This window comes from Rothia sp. P100 (genome assembly GCF_023712425.1).
In the GTDB taxonomy this organism is placed as follows: Bacteria; Actinomycetota; Actinomycetes; order Actinomycetales; family Micrococcaceae; genus Rothia; species Rothia endophytica.
The window spans coordinates 282,340-298,139 of record NZ_JAMAYG010000001.1 but is presented as its reverse complement, the minus strand read 5'-3'; the positions used below and the strand labels follow the sequence as shown (position 1 = coordinate 298,139).

General features: G+C 54.1%; 17 protein-coding genes and 1 other RNA gene. 11 read left to right on the top strand and 7 right to left on the bottom strand.

The window, feature by feature from the left end; translation table 11 throughout:
* Positions 1-38 precede the first annotated feature (38 nt).
* From M3668_RS01430 to M3668_RS01390, 9 genes are all read left to right on the top strand, one after another.
* Positions 39-248 carry a hypothetical protein gene (locus M3668_RS01430; protein ID WP_251379719.1) on the top strand — a complete coding sequence of 70 codons (210 nt, stop codon included), beginning with the start codon at positions 39-41 and terminating at the stop codon, positions 246-248.
* Between the two features lie 4 nt (positions 249-252).
* Positions 253-633 (top strand): TadE/TadG family type IV pilus assembly protein, encoded by a 381-nt coding sequence (locus M3668_RS01425; protein WP_251379050.1) that lies wholly within the window; start codon positions 253-255, stop codon positions 631-633.
* 10 nt (positions 634-643) lie between these two features.
* Entirely contained in the window at positions 644-1,114 is a 471-nt protein-coding gene (locus tag M3668_RS01420; protein WP_251379049.1) for a hypothetical protein, read from the top strand.
* Positions 1,114-1,611 carry a pilus assembly protein TadG-related protein gene (locus tag M3668_RS01415; protein WP_251379048.1) on the top strand — a complete coding sequence of 166 codons (498 nt, stop codon included), beginning with the start codon at positions 1,114-1,116 and terminating at the stop codon, positions 1,609-1,611. Before M3668_RS01420 ends, M3668_RS01415 begins: the two co-directional genes overlap by 1 nt.
* Positions 1,612-1,704: 93 nt before the next feature.
* Positions 1,705-2,829 (top strand): peptide chain release factor 2, encoded by a 1,125-nt coding sequence (prfB, locus tag M3668_RS01410; RefSeq protein WP_251379047.1) that lies wholly within the window; start codon positions 1,705-1,707, stop codon positions 2,827-2,829.
* A 2-nt stretch (positions 2,830-2,831) separates the two neighbouring features.
* Entirely contained in the window at positions 2,832-3,320 is a 489-nt protein-coding gene (smpB, locus tag M3668_RS01405) for an SsrA-binding protein SmpB (protein ID WP_251379046.1), read from the top strand.
* Between the two features lie 26 nt (positions 3,321-3,346).
* Entirely contained in the window at positions 3,347-3,952 is a 606-nt protein-coding gene (locus M3668_RS01400; protein ID WP_251379045.1) for a DUF4190 domain-containing protein, read from the top strand.
* Between the two features lie 164 nt (positions 3,953-4,116).
* Positions 4,117-4,492: a transfer-messenger RNA gene (gene ssrA / locus M3668_RS01395) on the top strand.
* Between the two features lie 533 nt (positions 4,493-5,025).
* On the top strand, positions 5,026-5,556 hold the full coding sequence (locus tag M3668_RS01390) for a DUF4190 domain-containing protein (RefSeq protein ID WP_251379044.1): 531 nt from the start codon (positions 5,026-5,028) through the stop codon (positions 5,554-5,556).
* Positions 5,557-5,596: 40 nt separating this feature from the next.
* On the opposite strand, the gene hisN is transcribed toward M3668_RS01390, so the two are convergent.
* From hisN to M3668_RS01370, 4 genes are all read right to left on the bottom strand, one after another.
* Positions 5,597-6,397, bottom strand: coding sequence for a histidinol-phosphatase (gene hisN / locus M3668_RS01385; RefSeq protein WP_251379043.1), 801 nt, complete (start codon positions 6,395-6,397; stop codon positions 5,597-5,599).
* Positions 6,398-6,406: 9 nt separating this feature from the next.
* Positions 6,407-7,495: a ribosome small subunit-dependent GTPase A gene (gene rsgA, locus M3668_RS01380; protein WP_251379042.1), complete on the bottom strand. Its 1,089-nt coding sequence runs from the start codon at positions 7,493-7,495 to the stop codon at positions 6,407-6,409.
* Entirely contained in the window at positions 7,495-8,850 is a 1,356-nt protein-coding gene (gene aroA, locus M3668_RS01375) for a 3-phosphoshikimate 1-carboxyvinyltransferase (protein ID WP_251379041.1), read from the bottom strand. Before aroA ends, rsgA begins: the two co-directional genes overlap by 1 nt.
* A gap of 136 nt (positions 8,851-8,986) precedes the next feature.
* Positions 8,987-9,520 (bottom strand): DoxX family protein, encoded by a 534-nt coding sequence (locus M3668_RS01370; RefSeq protein ID WP_251379040.1) that lies wholly within the window; start codon positions 9,518-9,520, stop codon positions 8,987-8,989.
* Positions 9,521-9,752: 232 nt separating this feature from the next.
* On the opposite strand from M3668_RS01370, the gene M3668_RS01365 reads away from it, so the two are divergent.
* Together M3668_RS01365 and rsrA are read left to right on the top strand one after the other, a co-directional pair.
* Positions 9,753-10,388, top strand: coding sequence for a sigma-70 family RNA polymerase sigma factor (locus M3668_RS01365; RefSeq protein WP_251379039.1), 636 nt, complete (start codon positions 9,753-9,755; stop codon positions 10,386-10,388).
* Positions 10,389-10,414: 26 nt separating this feature from the next.
* A complete protein-coding gene (rsrA, locus tag M3668_RS01360; protein WP_251379038.1) occupies positions 10,415-10,699 on the top strand; it encodes a mycothiol system anti-sigma-R factor in 285 nt (94 codons plus the stop codon).
* 64 nt (positions 10,700-10,763) lie between these two features.
* On the opposite strand, the gene M3668_RS11215 is transcribed toward rsrA, so the two are convergent.
* The 3 genes from M3668_RS11215 to M3668_RS01350 form a co-directional block, all read right to left on the bottom strand.
* Positions 10,764-10,838, bottom strand: coding sequence for a 50S ribosomal protein bL37 (locus tag M3668_RS11215; protein WP_377129465.1), 75 nt, complete (start codon positions 10,836-10,838; stop codon positions 10,764-10,766).
* A gap of 171 nt (positions 10,839-11,009) precedes the next feature.
* Positions 11,010-11,609, bottom strand: coding sequence for a GDSL-type esterase/lipase family protein (locus M3668_RS01355; protein WP_251379037.1), 600 nt, complete (start codon positions 11,607-11,609; stop codon positions 11,010-11,012).
* Positions 11,610-11,791: 182 nt separating this feature from the next.
* Complete coding sequence (locus tag M3668_RS01350) at positions 11,792-15,544, bottom strand: multifunctional oxoglutarate decarboxylase/oxoglutarate dehydrogenase thiamine pyrophosphate-binding subunit/dihydrolipoyllysine-residue succinyltransferase subunit (RefSeq protein WP_251379036.1); 3,753 nt, start codon at positions 15,542-15,544, stop codon at positions 11,792-11,794.
* Positions 15,545-15,800 lie beyond the last annotated feature (256 nt).

Below are 15,800 nucleotides of genomic sequence, written 5' to 3'. Positions count from 1 at the left end.
ACCTACTCACAGCTATATCGAAAAGAAGGAACCCCGCTATGAAGAATCTTATGAACGAAACCTATCTGAAAGTGATGTTGTCTCTTTTTGCCCCGTCTACTTCGGAAGATCACAGCGATCGAGGGGATGTACCTGGCTGGGTCATGATTACCATGATGACCGCAATTTTGGTCGCTGCGATTCTTGTGGTTGCTCAAGATGCGCTCATCGGGATGTTTAATAACGCTATGTCGATGCTGAGCCGCTAAAGATATGGTGCGCGAGGATCTTCAAAAGGGTAACGCTACCGCGGAGTTCGTCATGGTTTCGGCTATGGTGGTCTTACTCTTTCTGGGTGTCCTGCAAATAGCGTTTGCTATGTTCACAAAAAATGTGGTGCAGGATGCTGCCTCGCAAGGCGCTCGATACGGGGCGCTGCTGGATCGACAGCCAGAAGATGGTGGCGCTAGAGCTGTAGAGCTTCTATATAGTGTTCTGCCGGACTCCTACCAAGCAGATGTCACCACAGGAATTACTGACTGGCAGGGCGTACCTGCTGTTGAGGTACGTATTCAAGCACCTGTTCCCTTGCTGGGACCTTTTGGTTTCGTCTCATCCTGGGAGGTGACCGGACATGCCGTGGTTCAGCAGTGACATGCTTAGGGTGAGCAAACGCGCAGAATCTACAGAAGCTAAGAGGCAACCCGATGAATCGTCACCTGCGGGCACGGACCATCACGAGAACGGAAATGCTCTGATTGAGTTTATTGTGCTGGGTACCATGCTAATGTTGCCCACCATGTATTTTCTCATCTCCGTTTTCGCTCTCCAGTCTGGAGCTTTTGCAGCTTCTAATGCTAGTCAGCAATCTCTTCAGTATGTGCAACAAGTTGAACCTAGCCTAAGAGGTCAAGGTGCTGCCCAATCAGTTGCAGAGCGGGCAGCCAGTGACTACGGCGTGGATGCGAGCAAGGTCAGTACTCAGTTCGGATGCGAAGATAGCTGCGCTAACGGCGAGCGTCTAACAGTCAGTGTTTCAATCGAAGTGCAGTTGCCGCTTATACCCTGGCCAGGTGCTCCAACTATTGCAACGATGACTTCTCAAGCTATTAGCTGGGGAGGGCTCTACTCATAATGACTGCAGTTCGCTTAAGAGACCGAGCTTTGCTATTAAGCCATCACAATAAACACTCTGTAGACAGCGAGAAGGGCAGTATTCTGTTGCTCATAGTGGGTCTCTGCCTCGTGCTTTTATTAGTAGCCTCCACGGTGGTGGCCGTGAGCTCAGTGTACCTGGAAAGACACCGACTTCAGGCACTGGCCGATCAGAGTGCCAGCGCTGCTGCTCAGCGGGTAGAAGGCATCAGCTCTGCAGGAGCAGGTGAGGCTGTGCCCCGGCTAAACCCGACAACGGTTAACTCAACGGTCCAAACTTTTATCGGGGAGAGTGGTGCAGCATCTGATTTTAATAACCTAATTATTAATCCCGCTACAGGTGTCTCCACCTCCAATACGGCTGTAGTGGTACTCAACTCAACGGCCTATCCGCCCTTGTTGTCGGTGGTGGTTCCTGATGGCGTCCCCATCACCGTTACCGGCAGAGCACGCGTTCAGACCACCCAGCAACAGTAGAGAAAAGCTCCCCGCTGCTCTACTTTCTGCCCTTGAGTAAAATGGCGGTAAGAAACTCACAGAGCTTATAAATTTCAGATAGGCTTAATACCCATGGCATCCATAGACTTTTCAGCTGAAATCAGAGACCTTCGATCAACCTACGCTTCCATCGCAGAGGTAAGCGACATCGAAGGTATGCGCCGTGCCATCGAAGACCTTTCAGAGCAAGCTGGTGCACCTGAGCTTTGGGATGACCCCGAGAACGCCCAAAAAATAACATCATCACTCTCCCATAAACAAGCAGATTTAGCCCGCCTCCTCAAAATTGAAGAAGCCCTGGACGAGCTTGAGATCATGGTTGAGCTCAGTGAAGAAGACAGCGATGCTGAGGCACTTGCAGATGCCGAAAAAGAGCTAAGCACTATTCGTGCCAAGCTGGCTGAGCTTGAAGTACTAACCCTGCTCTCTGGGGAGTACGACCAGCGTGACGCTGTAGTCACAATCCGCGCTGGGGCCGGTGGTGTTGATGCAGCTGACTTCGCTGAAATGCTATTACGGATGTATACCCGCTGGGCTGAACGCAACGGGCTCGAGGTTAATATCTTGGATACCTCCTATGCTGAGGAAGCCGGCCTCAAATCAGCGACTTTCGAGGTCAAAGCACCCTTCGCTTTCGGACGTCTCTCTGTTGAAGCTGGCACACACCGCCTTGTTCGCATCTCGCCTTTCAATAGCCAGGGAAAACGAATGACCAGTTTTGCGGCAGTCGAGGTAATACCCCTCATTGAGCAGACTGACCACGTAGATATCCCTGAGAACGAGTTAAAAATTGATGTGTTTAGGTCATCTGGACCAGGTGGCCAGTCAGTCAACACTACTGACTCAGCGGTTCGCATGACGCATATTCCCACCGGAATAGTTGTCTCGATGCAAAATGAAAAGTCTCAGATACAAAACCGGGCAGCTGCCCTCAGAGTGCTTCAATCACGGCTTTTACTCCTCCAAAAAGAGCAAGAAGACGCCCGGAAGAAAGAACTCGCCGGCGATGTTAAGGCAAGTTGGGGCGATCAAATGCGGTCATACGTACTAAACCCCTACCAGATGGTTAAAGATCTACGCACCAACCATGAAGAAGGCAACCCCAGTGCAGTCTTTGACGGAGGGCTAGATAGTTTTATTGATGCTGGGGTACGATGGCGAGCTGCTGCACGAGCTGAAGGAAAAGACAAAGAGTAAGAATGGCTAAGAAAAAACCTGTTAAGGCTGACCCAAATAATAGTATCGTCGCCTCCAACCGCAGGGCTCGGCACAATTACAACATCATCGAAACCTGGGAGGCCGGCTTGGTGCTCCTAGGTACAGAGGTCAAATCCTTACGAGATGGTGGAGCATCCCTCACCGATGGTTTCTGCCAGATGTACGGCGATGAACTATGGCTAGAGAATATCCATATCGCAGAATACGGCCGCGGTTCGTGGACCAACCACACATCCCGCCGCCGGCGTAAACTGCTGTTGCACCGCAGCGAACTTAATAGAATTGCCCAGAAATTACGCGAAAGCGGCTACACAGTTGTGCCGCTCAAGCTTTATTTCACCAACGGTAAGGCCAAGGTAGAAATCGCGCTAGCCACCGGTAAACGCGATTATGATAAGCGCCAAGCGCTTCGTGAGCGGCAGGATAACCTTGAAGCTCACAAAGCTATGCGCTATAAGAATCTTGGTTAAGACCCAACCAAACACTCAAGGAGTAAATGATGACCACCGGAAATAACAACGAAAACCCTTACGGCGACTACGTACCCGGGCAGTACTCTGCTTCAGGAAACAACGATGGTCAGCCTAACTCAACTAGCCAGGCTGGATCCCAGGCAGCTACTGGCAGCAACCCAACTGACTACTCAACGAATACCCCTTCCTACAACGGAGCTCAGCAGCAAGTCTACAACCAGCCCGCTACTGACTACTCACAGGGCTACCAGCAGCCAACTTACGGAGCTAACGGTTACACCACTTACCAGCAGCCCAAGCCGAAGGGGCTGGCTATCGCAGCGCTGGTGCTCGGTATCCTTGCCTTCCTCAGCGGCTGGATGCTGATTGGCGGTATTTTTGGTCTGGTTGGTCTAATCCTGGGCATCGTTGCTCTGGTGAAAGCTAACAAGGGTCAAGCTGATGGTAAGGGAATGGCTATTACCGGCATCGTCCTCAGCACACTGGGTCTTTTCGCTGCCATCGTTATGGGAATACTCTTTGGATGGGCAGGCGGAGCTGCTTTGGAATGCGCTGATTATTCTAATGATCAGGTTGCGTTAGAGCAGTGCATCAATCAGCAGATGGGAATCAGCACCTCCGATAACTAAGCCTGGGTGTTTCTCAAACGACTCACTTGTCCTCTACCTTTACACGGGTAGAGGACAAGTGTAGACTGGGGTATCCGAGTAATGACGAGCTGGCATTTTTATACGAGAACATCGTTAGAGGCTGCTAGGTAACGTTTTATTCGGGTTCTTTGATAAAAGAATATGGGGATGATCGGTTTCGACGATGTGAGTTGAAATGGATGAAGCGTGCCGAGGATGCAGAGTTATCTCGTTAACGCCCTCTGCAAAAAAATAAGTGCAGAATCTAAGCGCACTGACTTCGCACTCGCTGCCTAATTAACCCAGCGATGCAGTCTGGTAGCCTGAGCATGCCTTTGGCTCAGTCACTACCATCAGTTTAAAAGGCCACTGCTGTTTGCCCAGTTCACAGGGGTAAACGGGACTTTTATGTGAATAGGTTAGGCCCTGTAAGTGTTTGCGCAAGCAGGGTAGCCGAAAACACCGCTTTCACAAACTGCGCACGGAGAAGACCCGTTGACGCCACATCGGACCGGGGTTCGATTCCCCGCATCTCCACAGACCGCCCTCTGGCCCTTGAAATATAGGTTCAGGGGGCTTTTTGTGTCTAAAAGACACAGATAGGCTGAGAGAGCCTCGAACAGTGAAAACCCGGGGTTGGTCTAGCTATCACTCTCGTTTGCTTCCTGAACCCCAGGGCGCCTATTAAGGCTCAAGATCTCGTCCATGGTTTTTACGAGTGCTCTCATCAATCGTCTCAGGGGGGGGGAAGAGAGACATCTCGATAGGCAAGCACTTGATAAGTAGATTTGATGAGTTTGGTCAGCAACGTATTAAAAAAATCTGCTCTTGGTCACTGCCGGTTCTTCGTTGAGAGCGCTGAGAACTCTTTAGGCGAGCCGTGAAGCACGCTTTCTTACCGCTGACCCCCTAATAGCACTAACCCTACCCCCGGTTATGGCATGCCCAAACGGGCCCTATTTGCCGCTGGTGCAATCGAACCGGACTCCTCATAAGGCCTCTGGTCCTTGGATGAACTGATAATCTAACCTATAGAGACTTAGAGAACACATTAGAGTGGAAAGCAGGAAGCCGTGCCCCAGATTCAGCAGCCACCAAGAGCCCCCATGGCTGGGGCGTCCGGCGTCCAGCCGTACCGTGAGCCACCACAGGCTGCCCCCTATGACCTTTCTACCCCAGGTGAGCCTGAAGCCTACCGGGTTCCAGTAGCCTACCGCCGACCTTACGGCCAAATAACCCGCGATAAGCGCGGGCGCGCTTACTTCACCGCATTCATGTCAATCATGTGCGCCGCTGCCGCCTATATGACAGTTTTGCTTGCTGGCGGCTTGGCACTGCTGGCTACGATTCCCGCAGTCACAGCCCTAGTGCTTGGAATTGTAGCCCTGCGGCAAAAGTCAGCCAGTCAAAGAACACAGTTCACCGGCAGAACAAACGGAATGGCCTGGGGCGGTATCATCGCCGGAGCTCTTTGTATACCTTTAGCCATTGGCATGCTACTGGTGACCTCTTGGTTCATGAGAGTCGCCGAGCAAGCTAACTGCGAAGTCTTATATTCAGGTAATGAAGAGGCAATCGCAGAATGCGTCGCTGAGAATGCTTAATAAAGAAACTGCCGGGGTTGATGACCCCGGCAGTTTTCTTTTAACCCATGGTTTTTTCAGTCCCTAGATAGTTCAGAACCTCCTGGTGAAGTTTGCCGTTGGAAGCCAGTGCGTTGCCACCGTGAGGCCCTTCTACACCTGCTAGAGAGGTAAAACTGCCGCCTGCCTCTTTAATAATGGGCACAAGAGCAGCCATATCGTGAAGGTTGAGCTCTGGCTCAGCAGCGAAGTCAACAGAACCTTCAGCGACCATGCAGTAGGACCAGAAATCTCCGTAGGCGCGGGTCCTCCACACCTGATCGGTAAGGTCGATAAAGCTGTCCCGCAGACCCAGTTCTTTCCACCCGCTGAGCGATGAATAAGAAAAAGAAGAATCCTCCAGTCGGTTAACCGCTGACACGCTAATACGTTTTGCCTTGGCAAGTGAGCGGCCGGTGTAGGCCCCCGTGCCCTCTGCAGCCCACCAACGTCGTTGCAATGCCGGCGCTGAAACCACACCTACTACCGGTTTACCGTGCTCCAGCAGAGCAATGAGGGTAGCCCAGACCGGGACGCCGCGTACAAAGTTTTTGGTTCCGTCAATGGGGTCGATAACCCACTGACGGGGGGAGGTGCCGGTGGAACCAAATTCTTCGCCTAACACTGAATCACGGGTGCGTACCCGTGAGAGCTGGGAGCGGATGAGCTGCTCGGCTTCACGGTCAGCGTCTGTAACGGGGGTGAGGTCTGGCTTGGTCTCCACAGTGAAATCGTGGGCGTTGAATTTAGTCAGGGTCAGCCGGTCAACGGTATCCGCCATAATGTGCGCCAGGCGCAAGTCATCGGTGTAATTTGTATTCATAGTTGCTCGTTAATGTTCTAAATTGCCAAGTTCTTTTTCTGTATCGCCTTCTTGCTCATCTACCCGTAGTAGTTTGCGAAGCGACTCGAGGCGTTCGGCACCGGCTTCCCCCGCCTGCCCAGCCTCTACGTATGCTTGAAGGCCACAGTTGGGGGCGGTAAGGGAGTGGGTACAGCCCTTTGGGCAGTCTAACGCGCCGGGGGCTAGGTCGCTAAAAGCTGCGACTAGGTTTTCTACGGGAACGTGAGCCAGCCCGAAGGATCTGATCCCGGGAGTATCGATAATCCAGGTGCCAGCTTTGCTGTCACGGGGCTGCAAAGCCAGGGCTGAAGAGGAAGTATGCCGCCCCCTACCCGTCACAGCGTTGACGTGCCCCGTAGCTCGCTCAGCGCCAGTCAGTGCATTGACAAGGGTTGATTTACCCACACCTGAGTGGCCCAGAAGCACCGAGACTGAACCGTCCAAAATGGTGTGGAGCTGCTCAACCAGAGACACATCGAGCCCCTCTGAACCCTGTTCACTGGGTGCCCTGCCGTCCACAGCCTTTGATAGCAGGATGGTCAGATCGACATTCCGGTAGTAATCTAGCAGCCATTGGGGGTGCTTGAGATCAGTTTTGGTGATACAGAGAATTGGCTTAAGACCGGAATCAAAGGCTGCGACCAGGGATCGGTCGATGAACCCTGTGCGCGGCTCAGGATTTTCGGCGGCTACTACGATAACCAAGTAGTCAGCGTTGGCAACGACAACACGCTCGACCGGATCAGTATCGTCGGCACTTCGGCGAAGGAGGTTAGTGCGCTCTTCGATGCGGATGAGGCGGGCGAGTGTATCGGGTTTGCCGCTGATATCTCCTACGAGACCAACCTTGTCTCCCGCCACGATAGGGGAGCGGCGTAGCTCTTTGGCTCTGACCGCTGTTACTGAGCGTTCCTGGGCGGTACCTTCATCTACCACTGCGGTGTAACGGCCCCGATCTACGGTGATAATTCTGCCGATGGTGGCTTCTTTATAGGCTGGTCGGTCTTTAGTGCGGGGGCGTGAGCCCTTTTTGTTGGGGCGAATTTTGACATCGCTTTCATCCCAGTGCCGGCGCATTACTGAGCCCCCTTCCACTGGTCCAGCATGTTCTGCCATAAGTGAGTAAACCCCGGTAGCGTCTTGGCTGTGGTCTCTACATTTTCCACCACGACGTCGGGAACCTGCAGCCCGATAATGGCTGCTGCGGTCGCCATACGGTGGTCATCGTAGGTTCTGAAGAAATCACCGTGTTCTACCGGTGCCTCAATTCGAATGCCGTCAGCAGTTTCTTGAGCCTGACCGCCAAGCCTATTAATCTCTTGGGTAAGAGCGGCTAGGCGATCTGTCTCGTGGCCTCGAAGGTGGGCAATACCCGAAAGGACGCTGGGGGTGCTGGCCAGGGCGCAGATAGCGGCAACGGTCGGCGCTAATTCACCGGCTTCTGATAAATCCCAGTTCAGGCCGGGGTACTGGGAGGAGGCTCCCGCAGCAGGGCCGGTCACCCTTAGCTCTCCACCCTCGAGGGATACTGCGGCCCCAAAGGCCGGGAGAATCTCAAGCCAGTGATTACCGCCCTGAGTTGTTTCAAGCGGCCAGCGGGGGATGATAACTGTATTACCGCTAACTACGGCAGCTGCCAGAAAGGGCCCAGCATTCGAAAGGTCAGGTTCTATCGTCACCTCAAAGCCAGGGAACCGTGCGGCTGCAACCTGCCAGGTGTTCTGCCCATCGTAAGAAACGTCAATACCTACCTGGCGCATGGTCTCGAGAGTCATCTCGACATGCGGCATAGAAGGAATGGGTGAGCCTATATGGCGAAGGGTCAGGCCGTTTTCAAAACGGCAGGCCGCGAGCAAGACCGCAGAAGCGAACTGAGATGAAGCGGAAGCATCGATTTCTAGCTCGCTAGCAACAATCAAACCATCACTGATAACCGTAAAAGGGAGGGCACCTACACCGGCATCTTCCACCTGGGCGCCTAGGGCACGAAGCGAATCGATAACGGGACCCATAGGACGCTGACGGGCATGGGGGTCACCGTCGAAAGCAAAAGAGCCTGAAAGCAACGCCGCAACCGGTGGAACGAACCGCATCACGGTTCCTGCCAGACCCACATCAATTGAAACCGAACGTTCTGGAGCTGAAAAATCAATGGGATGAACCCTAAGATCAGGTCCAAAAGAGGAGTTCGTTGGAATCTCTTCGAATCTGGCACCAAGCTGGGTAAGAGCCTGAACCATGAGCTGTGAATCCCGAGAATGCAGGGGGGCGTGAATCAGGGAAGGGGTTTCCGCTAGAGCGGCTAGAAGCAGATAGCGGTTGGTGAGGGACTTAGATCCGGGAATTTCCACCAGAGCTGAGGCATCCGCGGCGCCACTCAGAGTTGGTGCTCCCCAGTCGCCAGATGCCATCGCTGAATTATTCACGCTCACTACGCCAATACCTGCTTCCGTTCTACATTGTTTCACAGTGTACTCACCATTTTAGGGTCCCTCGATAGACAGTCGAAAACCCCGCACCGATAGGGTGCGGGGTTTCTCGAACTATGAATGCCTAGAAAAACTTGCTCTAGGAGGCAAAGAGATTCTCAACCTTCTTGTGGGCATCGTTGCTGGCGTCCTTAACGTCACCAGCCAGCTGCGATGATTTCTTAGCAACCTGCTGACCTAGCCTGTTGGCACGCCAGGCAAATGAGGGGTTGCCATCGGTGTCTACTGAAGCAATAGCTACAGCACCTAGTAACGATGCGTTACGGACGGTTGACTGGCGGCGGGCTGACTTCTGCTCTGTTGTCTGAGCCTCAGAAGCCTGATGCTCAACGTAGGCATTGATTGCGCCAGTAACGAGCAGGACAGTCGATGAGAAACGCGGTAGCTTACCGAGGGCAAATAGAGCGCCAGCTGCAACCTGTGAACCTGCTAAAGCCTGACCGACTAGCTTCTCCTGGCCTTCTAGCCCACGAAGCTGAGGTGCAGCCTTGCTCGCTAGGCCGATTGCCTTGGACAGGTGCTTAGTTGAATCTGGGTCACGCAAACGTTCCACCCCTGAAACAATAAAGCTTGAAGCCAACATAGGGCGGGCCAAACGGCGTACTAGTGACATGAGTTCCTCCTCATTAGAATGCTTTTCCCTCGCGCGGGAATCGGCAGTTTCTACCTATCACTAAGCTTACATAATAAATACTTCTCAACGGTGCGCTCTGCGCAACATCTACTGAAAAACTGTACCTGGGAATAAAAGCTAACCGCTGTACCTTGAACCCTATAGGACGTTCGTGCCACAGTGTCATCACCGGTAGAGTTAGAAATCAGCGAAAGAAGACAATTGGAGGGCAATGACCACCACAACCTCACCCGTGGCAGGTAAACCTGAAGCTGCGGAAGGTGCCTCCGGCGCCGCACCGGAGACCGACGCTGAACGAAAGCTACGTTTTGAGCGCGAAGCATTGCAGTACGTAGACCAACTCTACGCTGCAGCCCTGCGCATGGCCCGTAACCCCGCGGACGCTGAAGACCTGGTGCAAGAGGCCTATATGAAAGCCTTTTCAGCCTTCCACCAGTACAAGCCCGGAACCAACTTAAAAGCCTGGCTTTACCGTATTCTGACGAATACTTACATCAATGTCTACCGCAAGCGGCAACGTGAACCGCAGCAAGCGAATACTGACACTGTAGAAGATTGGCAGTTGGCTCAAGCGGGCGCACACGATTCCAAGGGGCTAGAATCAGCCGAGACAGAGGCCCTGTCACACCTACCTGACTCCAATATTAAAGAGGCTCTGCAAGCCATTCCAGAGGATTTCCGCATGGCGGTCTACTACTCAGATGTTGAAGGGTTCTCCTACAAGGAAATCTCAGAAATCATGGACACGCCTATCGGAACGGTGATGTCCAGGCTTCACCGGGGGCGTAAGCTCCTGCGAGATTTGTTGTCCGACTATGCTACTGACCGCGGTATCACGGGTATATAAAAAAGACAAAAGGAAAGGAGATTCGCATGAATGAAACCCTCCCCAGCACCGCAGACAATCCCTGCGCTGAACGACTCGCCAGTATCTACGAATACCTTGATGACCCCATCAGCTGTCAGGATCTGGAAGAGTTACAAGCGCACCTGGCCGAATGTAGCCACTGCGCTAAAGAATATGATCTTGAGTGCATTATCCGGCAAGCGATACGCCGAACCTGCACAGAGACAGCTCCCACCAGCCTTACCTCGAAAATTCGAGCTCGCATAGACGAGCTTCACTCTGAAGGTCACCACGAGCACCCTAACGCTTAGACGCACGAGGTAAATCTACCCATGAAAAAGGGCCCTCACCTAAGTGAGGGCCCTTTTTATTGCCTTATGAATTGGGGCGCTTACCGTGGTTCGCGCCGCCCTTACGGCGATCCTTACGCTTACGACCGCGCTTGCTCATATGAGCCTCCTTGATAAAGGTGGAACTGCAGTACCGGGGTAGCGCAGCTATTGGTCGGTAGCACCATTAAATGGCACTTCTGCCTATTCTCGCATATCTCGGCACGCTTTGCATTTTCACGAGCCAGGTTGTGAACGTAAGCTCGGTGAAAGGGGCGCCTGATTCTCGTGTTTAAACAGGTTCTGAAATCTGCAACCAGTTGTACCAGCCGCGGTGCAACACCAGCCATGCGATGAGGCCGTAGCCTGACTGGCCAGGGCGCCCGTCATTAGCGGCTAGATCGTTACGCCACTGTTCGTGATGCAGAAGCGGGTTGAACGTATCAACATAGACGTGGTTACGGCGGGTCACCACATCCGCGTAAGCGGCTGAGAGGTCAGCAATTTTGCGGTTACGCTCAGTATCGAGAGTGGGGGGCGGGCCCACAACAAGGACCTTGACGTTATTCTGCGACGCCATATCCACCATGTTGGCAAGATTGAGGCGTGAGCGGGCACTGGTCATGCCTAAATCAATGTCATAGCTAGAAGGCGCAATGACCAGACGGTTTTCATGACCCTGCGCGAAACGACGAGATGCCTCTTCAAACCAGCGGCTGTTGAGCATCTCACTACCTTCACCAGGAGCAGCCAGGTTGTAAGCAGCAATCGAAGCTGAGGTCTGAGGGGTGCGCGCCATGACTCGACCGAACCACCCGAGGGTGCGGGGATCCCCGACGCCTGCGAGCAGATCATCGCCAACGGCTACAAGACGAATTTTTCGCTGATCCACGTATATCTTTCTGGTCAGTTGGCGCCTAGTGGCACCGCTGTGAATATGTACAGTTCTAACCCAGTCTAAACCCTCCTGCAGCCTCTGTGCACACCGTGACATCACTCAACACTGCACAAGAGACAGAAAATGGGCGGCCACCTCATAAAGGCTGGCCGCCCGTTTTCCTCAGTGCCTAGCTTTTAGCGGTCAAAGACCTCTGAAATGAGGTTATCGAGCTCGCGCTGGTGGCGCTTACCGGTACCAGCAGCGGGGGACGCCGCGGCAGGACGCGAGATAAGACGAATCTTATAATCCACCAGAGGCATAAGGTTCAGCGCCATGAAAGGCCACTGACCCTGGTTGGCCGGCTCATCCTGAGCCCACACAAGCTCTGCGTTGGGGTAGTTTGCAATCTGCTCTTTAATCTCTGCTACCGGCAGCGGGTAGAGCTGCTCTACTCGTACCAGGGCGGTGCTCTGGTCCTTGCGCTTGGCCCGCTCTGCTTCAAGATCGTAGTAGAGGCGGCCCGAAACGAAGACCAGGTTGGTTACCTCGTTGGGGGACAGGTTAGCTTGATCCTCGATGACCGGTTTGAAGCTGCCCTGAGTGAAGTCTTCCACCGAGGAAGCCGCCGCTTTGAGACGCAGAAGCTGTTTAGGAGTAATCACAATGAGGGGCTTATGGGGGCGTGAGTGTGCCTGGCGCCGCAACAGGTGGAAGTAGGACGCCGGGGTGGATGGCACAGCTACCGTCATGTTGTTCTCGGCGCACAGCTGCAGATAACGCTCCATACGGGCAGATGAATGGTCAGGGCCCTGGCCCTCAAAGCCGTGGGGAAGGAGCAGCACGAGGGATGAGCGCTGAGCCCATTTCTGCTCTGCCGATGAAATGAACTCATCAACGATGGTCTGCGCACCATTTGCAAAGTCACCGAACTGAGCTTCCCAGAGCACTAATGAGTCGGGGCGTTCAACGGAGTAGCCGTACTCGAAGCCCATCACACCGTATTCCGAGAGGAAGGAGTTGTAGATGGTGTACTTACCCTGGGTGGGTGAGAGGTTCTGCAACGGGTTCCACTCTTCATCGGTCACGCTATCGTGCAGCACAGAGTGACGTTGCACGAAGGTGCCGCGCTGAACGTCCTGACCGGTCAAACGAACATTCTTACCCTCAAGAAGTAGGGAAGCGAAGGCAGCAAGCTCGCCGAAGCCCCAGTTGATGCCACCTTCAGTCGACATCGCTATACGCTGTTCAAGGAGCTTCTTAAGCTTCTTGTGCACGGTAAAGCCTTCAGGGACATTGCCGAAAGCCTGACCGATCTGTGCGAGAACTTCAGGTGAAATTGCCGTGGAACCTGCCACCTGGACGGAGTCTTCGTTCTGCTGGGCAGCAGGACGCTCAATGTTTGAAACAGCAGCTGCGTCAGCGGTCACCAGCGGAGCGGATGAGGACTGAGCTTCGTGGGTCTCGGTAAAGATCTGCTCCAAGCGTCCCTGGTAGTCACGCAGTACGCGCTCAGCTTCTTCCTTGGTAATGTCACCACGGCCAACCAGGGCCTCGGTGTAAATCTTGCGGGTAGAAGGGATTTGCTCAATCTGCTGGTACATCTTGGGCTGGGTCATCGAGGGATCATCAGCCTCGTTGTGACCACGGCGGCGGTAGCACACCAGGTCAATGACGACATCTTTATTGAAGGCTTGGCGGTACTCAAAAGCGATGGCGCCTGCGCGGACGACGGCCTCGGGGTCATCTGCATTGACATGCAGAACAGGAGCCTGAACCATACGAGCGATATCGGTGGAGTAGGTGGCGGTGCGTCCTTCACGGGGAGTGGTGGTGAAGCCAACCTGGTTGTTAACCACGATGTGAACGGTGCCGCCGGTGGTGAATCCGTCCAGCCTTGACATCTGCAGGGTTTCCATGACAATACCCTGGCCAGCAAAGGCCGCATCGCCGTGAACCAGGATGGGCAGAACGGGGTAGCCGCCCACACCCTGCTCGGCCAGAACATCCTGCTTTGCGCGGACGATGCCCTCAAGCACAGTATTGACCGCTTCGAGGTGGGAGGGGTTAGCTGCCAGGTAGACCTGTGTCTGGTTACCGTTGTGGGAGGTGAAGAGACCTTCAGTGCCCAGGTGGTACTTCACATCGCCAGAGCCGCCGGTGAGGCGGGGGTCCATCTGACCCTCGAACTCACGGAAAATCTGGGCATAGGACTTACCGGCAATGTTGGTTAACACGTTGAGACGACCGCGGTGAGCCATGCCAATACCAACACCGTTGAGGCCGGAATCCGCTGCCTCAGAAATCACTGAATCCAGAAGAGGAATCAGGGATTCGCCACCTTCTAGTGAGAAGCGCTTCTGACCAAGGTATTTGGTCTGCAAGAAGGTTTCGAAGGCCTCAGCAGCATTGAGGGTGCCAAGAACGCGGAACTGCTCATCACGGCTGGGTTTGGTGTAGCCGTGCTCTAGGCGCTCCTGGAACCAGGCGCGCTCCGCTGGGGTTTCGATGTACATGTACTCCACACCCAGGGTTCCGGTGTAGGCCTCACGCAGCAGCTCCAAGATGGTGCGTAGAGCCAAGGTTTCGTTCTCACCGAAGCCACCGGTAGGCCAGTGGCGATCCAGATCCCACAGAGTAAGGCCGTAGTTCTCTAGGCGCAGGTCTGGGTGGGAGAGCATCTCGTAGCCGATGGGATTGGTCTGGGCGACCAGGTGACCGCGCACGCGGTAAGCGTGAATCAGCTGCTGGATGCGGGCAACCTTGGAGACCTCTGATTCAGGGTTTACCTGGTTATCACGGGCCCAGCGGACCGGTTCAAAGGGGATACGAAGATCCTGGAAAATCTGGTCGTAAAAGCCATCTCCACCTAAGAGGTAGTGCTCAACGATCTTAAGGAATTCACCCGAGCCAGCACCCTGGATGACGCGGTGGTCATAGGTGGATGTGAGGGTCAGTATCTTGGAGACGCCATTGCGGGCGATGACCTTCTCTGAGGTGCCGCGGTATTCAGCGGGGTAGTCCAATGCACCTGCGCCGATAATCGCGGCTTGACCCTTTGAAAGGCGGGGGACCGAGTGGACGGTGCCGATACCGCCGGGATTAGTCAGTGAAACAGTGGTGCCCTTGAAGTCTTCGACGCTCAGCTCACCATTGCGCCCACGCTTAACGATGTCGTTGTATTCATTCCAGAACTCTGAGAAGGAAAGTTTCTCAGCTCCCTTGATGTTGGGAACGACCAGATTGCGGGAACCGTCAGGGCGAGGAAGGTCAATGGCTAGGCCAAAGTTGACGTGAGCGTGTTGGATAGCAGCAGGCTTGCCCTTGGCGTCCTCGCCGTAACTGACATTCATGGAGGGGAAGTTCGCCAGGGCGCGAATGATGGCGTATCCGATGATGTGGGTAAAGGAAACCTTTCCACCACGAGTTCGGGTGAGGTAGCTGTTAATCTCAGTGCGGTTATCGATGAGAAGCTTGGCGGGAATCGCGCGCACCGTGGTGGCGGTAGGGACGCTCAGGGACTCGTCCATATTGGTGGCTACAGCCTTAGCTGGCCCGCGGAGGGTTACGACCTTATCCTCTTCCGGTGCTTCGGGCGCCTTCGCAGGTCTCTGAGAAGTTTCCTTGGAGGGGGCAGTAGTGGACTTTGCCACCGGCTGCTTAGTGGCAGGCTTAGATTCCTGAGCCGCAGGAAGAACCGCTGAACCAGACTTTTCGACCTTGGCTACGGTCTCTGGGCCGGGGGAAACAGTGTCGGGTGTCTGCTCTATAGGGGTTGACTTCTGATCGGTTTCAGAGCTAGCGCCGGTGCCAGCCCACTGATCGAAGAGGGGCCACCACTTTTCATCGACCGAGTTTCGGTCTGTCTCGAACTTCTCAAAAAGCTCTTCGACAAGCCATTCGTTACCCGCGAACTCTTCGGGTACTGTGCGCTCTGACTGGTTTGGCACTGGACTTACGCCTCTTCCATCTCTTGTGATTACAGTTAACGCACCGACTGGCGCGCCTGCGAGTTCATCGCACACTCCATTGGGTGCGTGATGTAACGCATATCTTTGTACAGTTTAGAAGTGATAAGGCCATACGTCCAACACAGCGAACGATATATGACACGCAGCGTGCAATATTTTCAGGTGAAAGCTTTGCCAACTGGCGGTCAAAATGACCAATACATTACCTTTGGGGTGCGTTTTGGTGGAAACTTAA

Coding starts and splice junctions, on each gene's coding strand:
- smpB (WP_251379046.1), top strand. CDS start 2,832: ATGGCTAAGAAAAAACCTGTTAAGGCTGACCCAAATAATAGTATCGTC.
- M3668_RS01425 (WP_251379050.1), top strand. CDS start 253: ATGGTGCGCGAGGATCTTCAAAAGGGTAACGCTACCGCGGAGTTCGTC.
- M3668_RS01415 (WP_251379048.1), top strand. CDS start 1,114: ATGACTGCAGTTCGCTTAAGAGACCGAGCTTTGCTATTAAGCCATCAC.
- M3668_RS01365 (WP_251379039.1), top strand. CDS start 9,753: ATGACCACCACAACCTCACCCGTGGCAGGTAAACCTGAAGCTGCGGAA.
- prfB (WP_251379047.1), top strand. CDS start 1,705: ATGGCATCCATAGACTTTTCAGCTGAAATCAGAGACCTTCGATCAACC.
- M3668_RS01370 (WP_251379040.1), bottom strand. CDS start 9,520: ATGTCACTAGTACGCCGTTTGGCCCGCCCTATGTTGGCTTCAAGCTTT.
- rsgA (WP_251379042.1), bottom strand. CDS start 7,495: ATGCGCCGGCACTGGGATGAAAGCGATGTCAAAATTCGCCCCAACAAA.
- hisN (WP_251379043.1), bottom strand. CDS start 6,397: ATGAATACAAATTACACCGATGACTTGCGCCTGGCGCACATTATGGCG.
- M3668_RS01400 (WP_251379045.1), top strand. CDS start 3,347: ATGATGACCACCGGAAATAACAACGAAAACCCTTACGGCGACTACGTA.
- rsrA (WP_251379038.1), top strand. CDS start 10,415: ATGAATGAAACCCTCCCCAGCACCGCAGACAATCCCTGCGCTGAACGA.
- M3668_RS01430 (WP_251379719.1), top strand. CDS start 39: ATGAAGAATCTTATGAACGAAACCTATCTGAAAGTGATGTTGTCTCTT.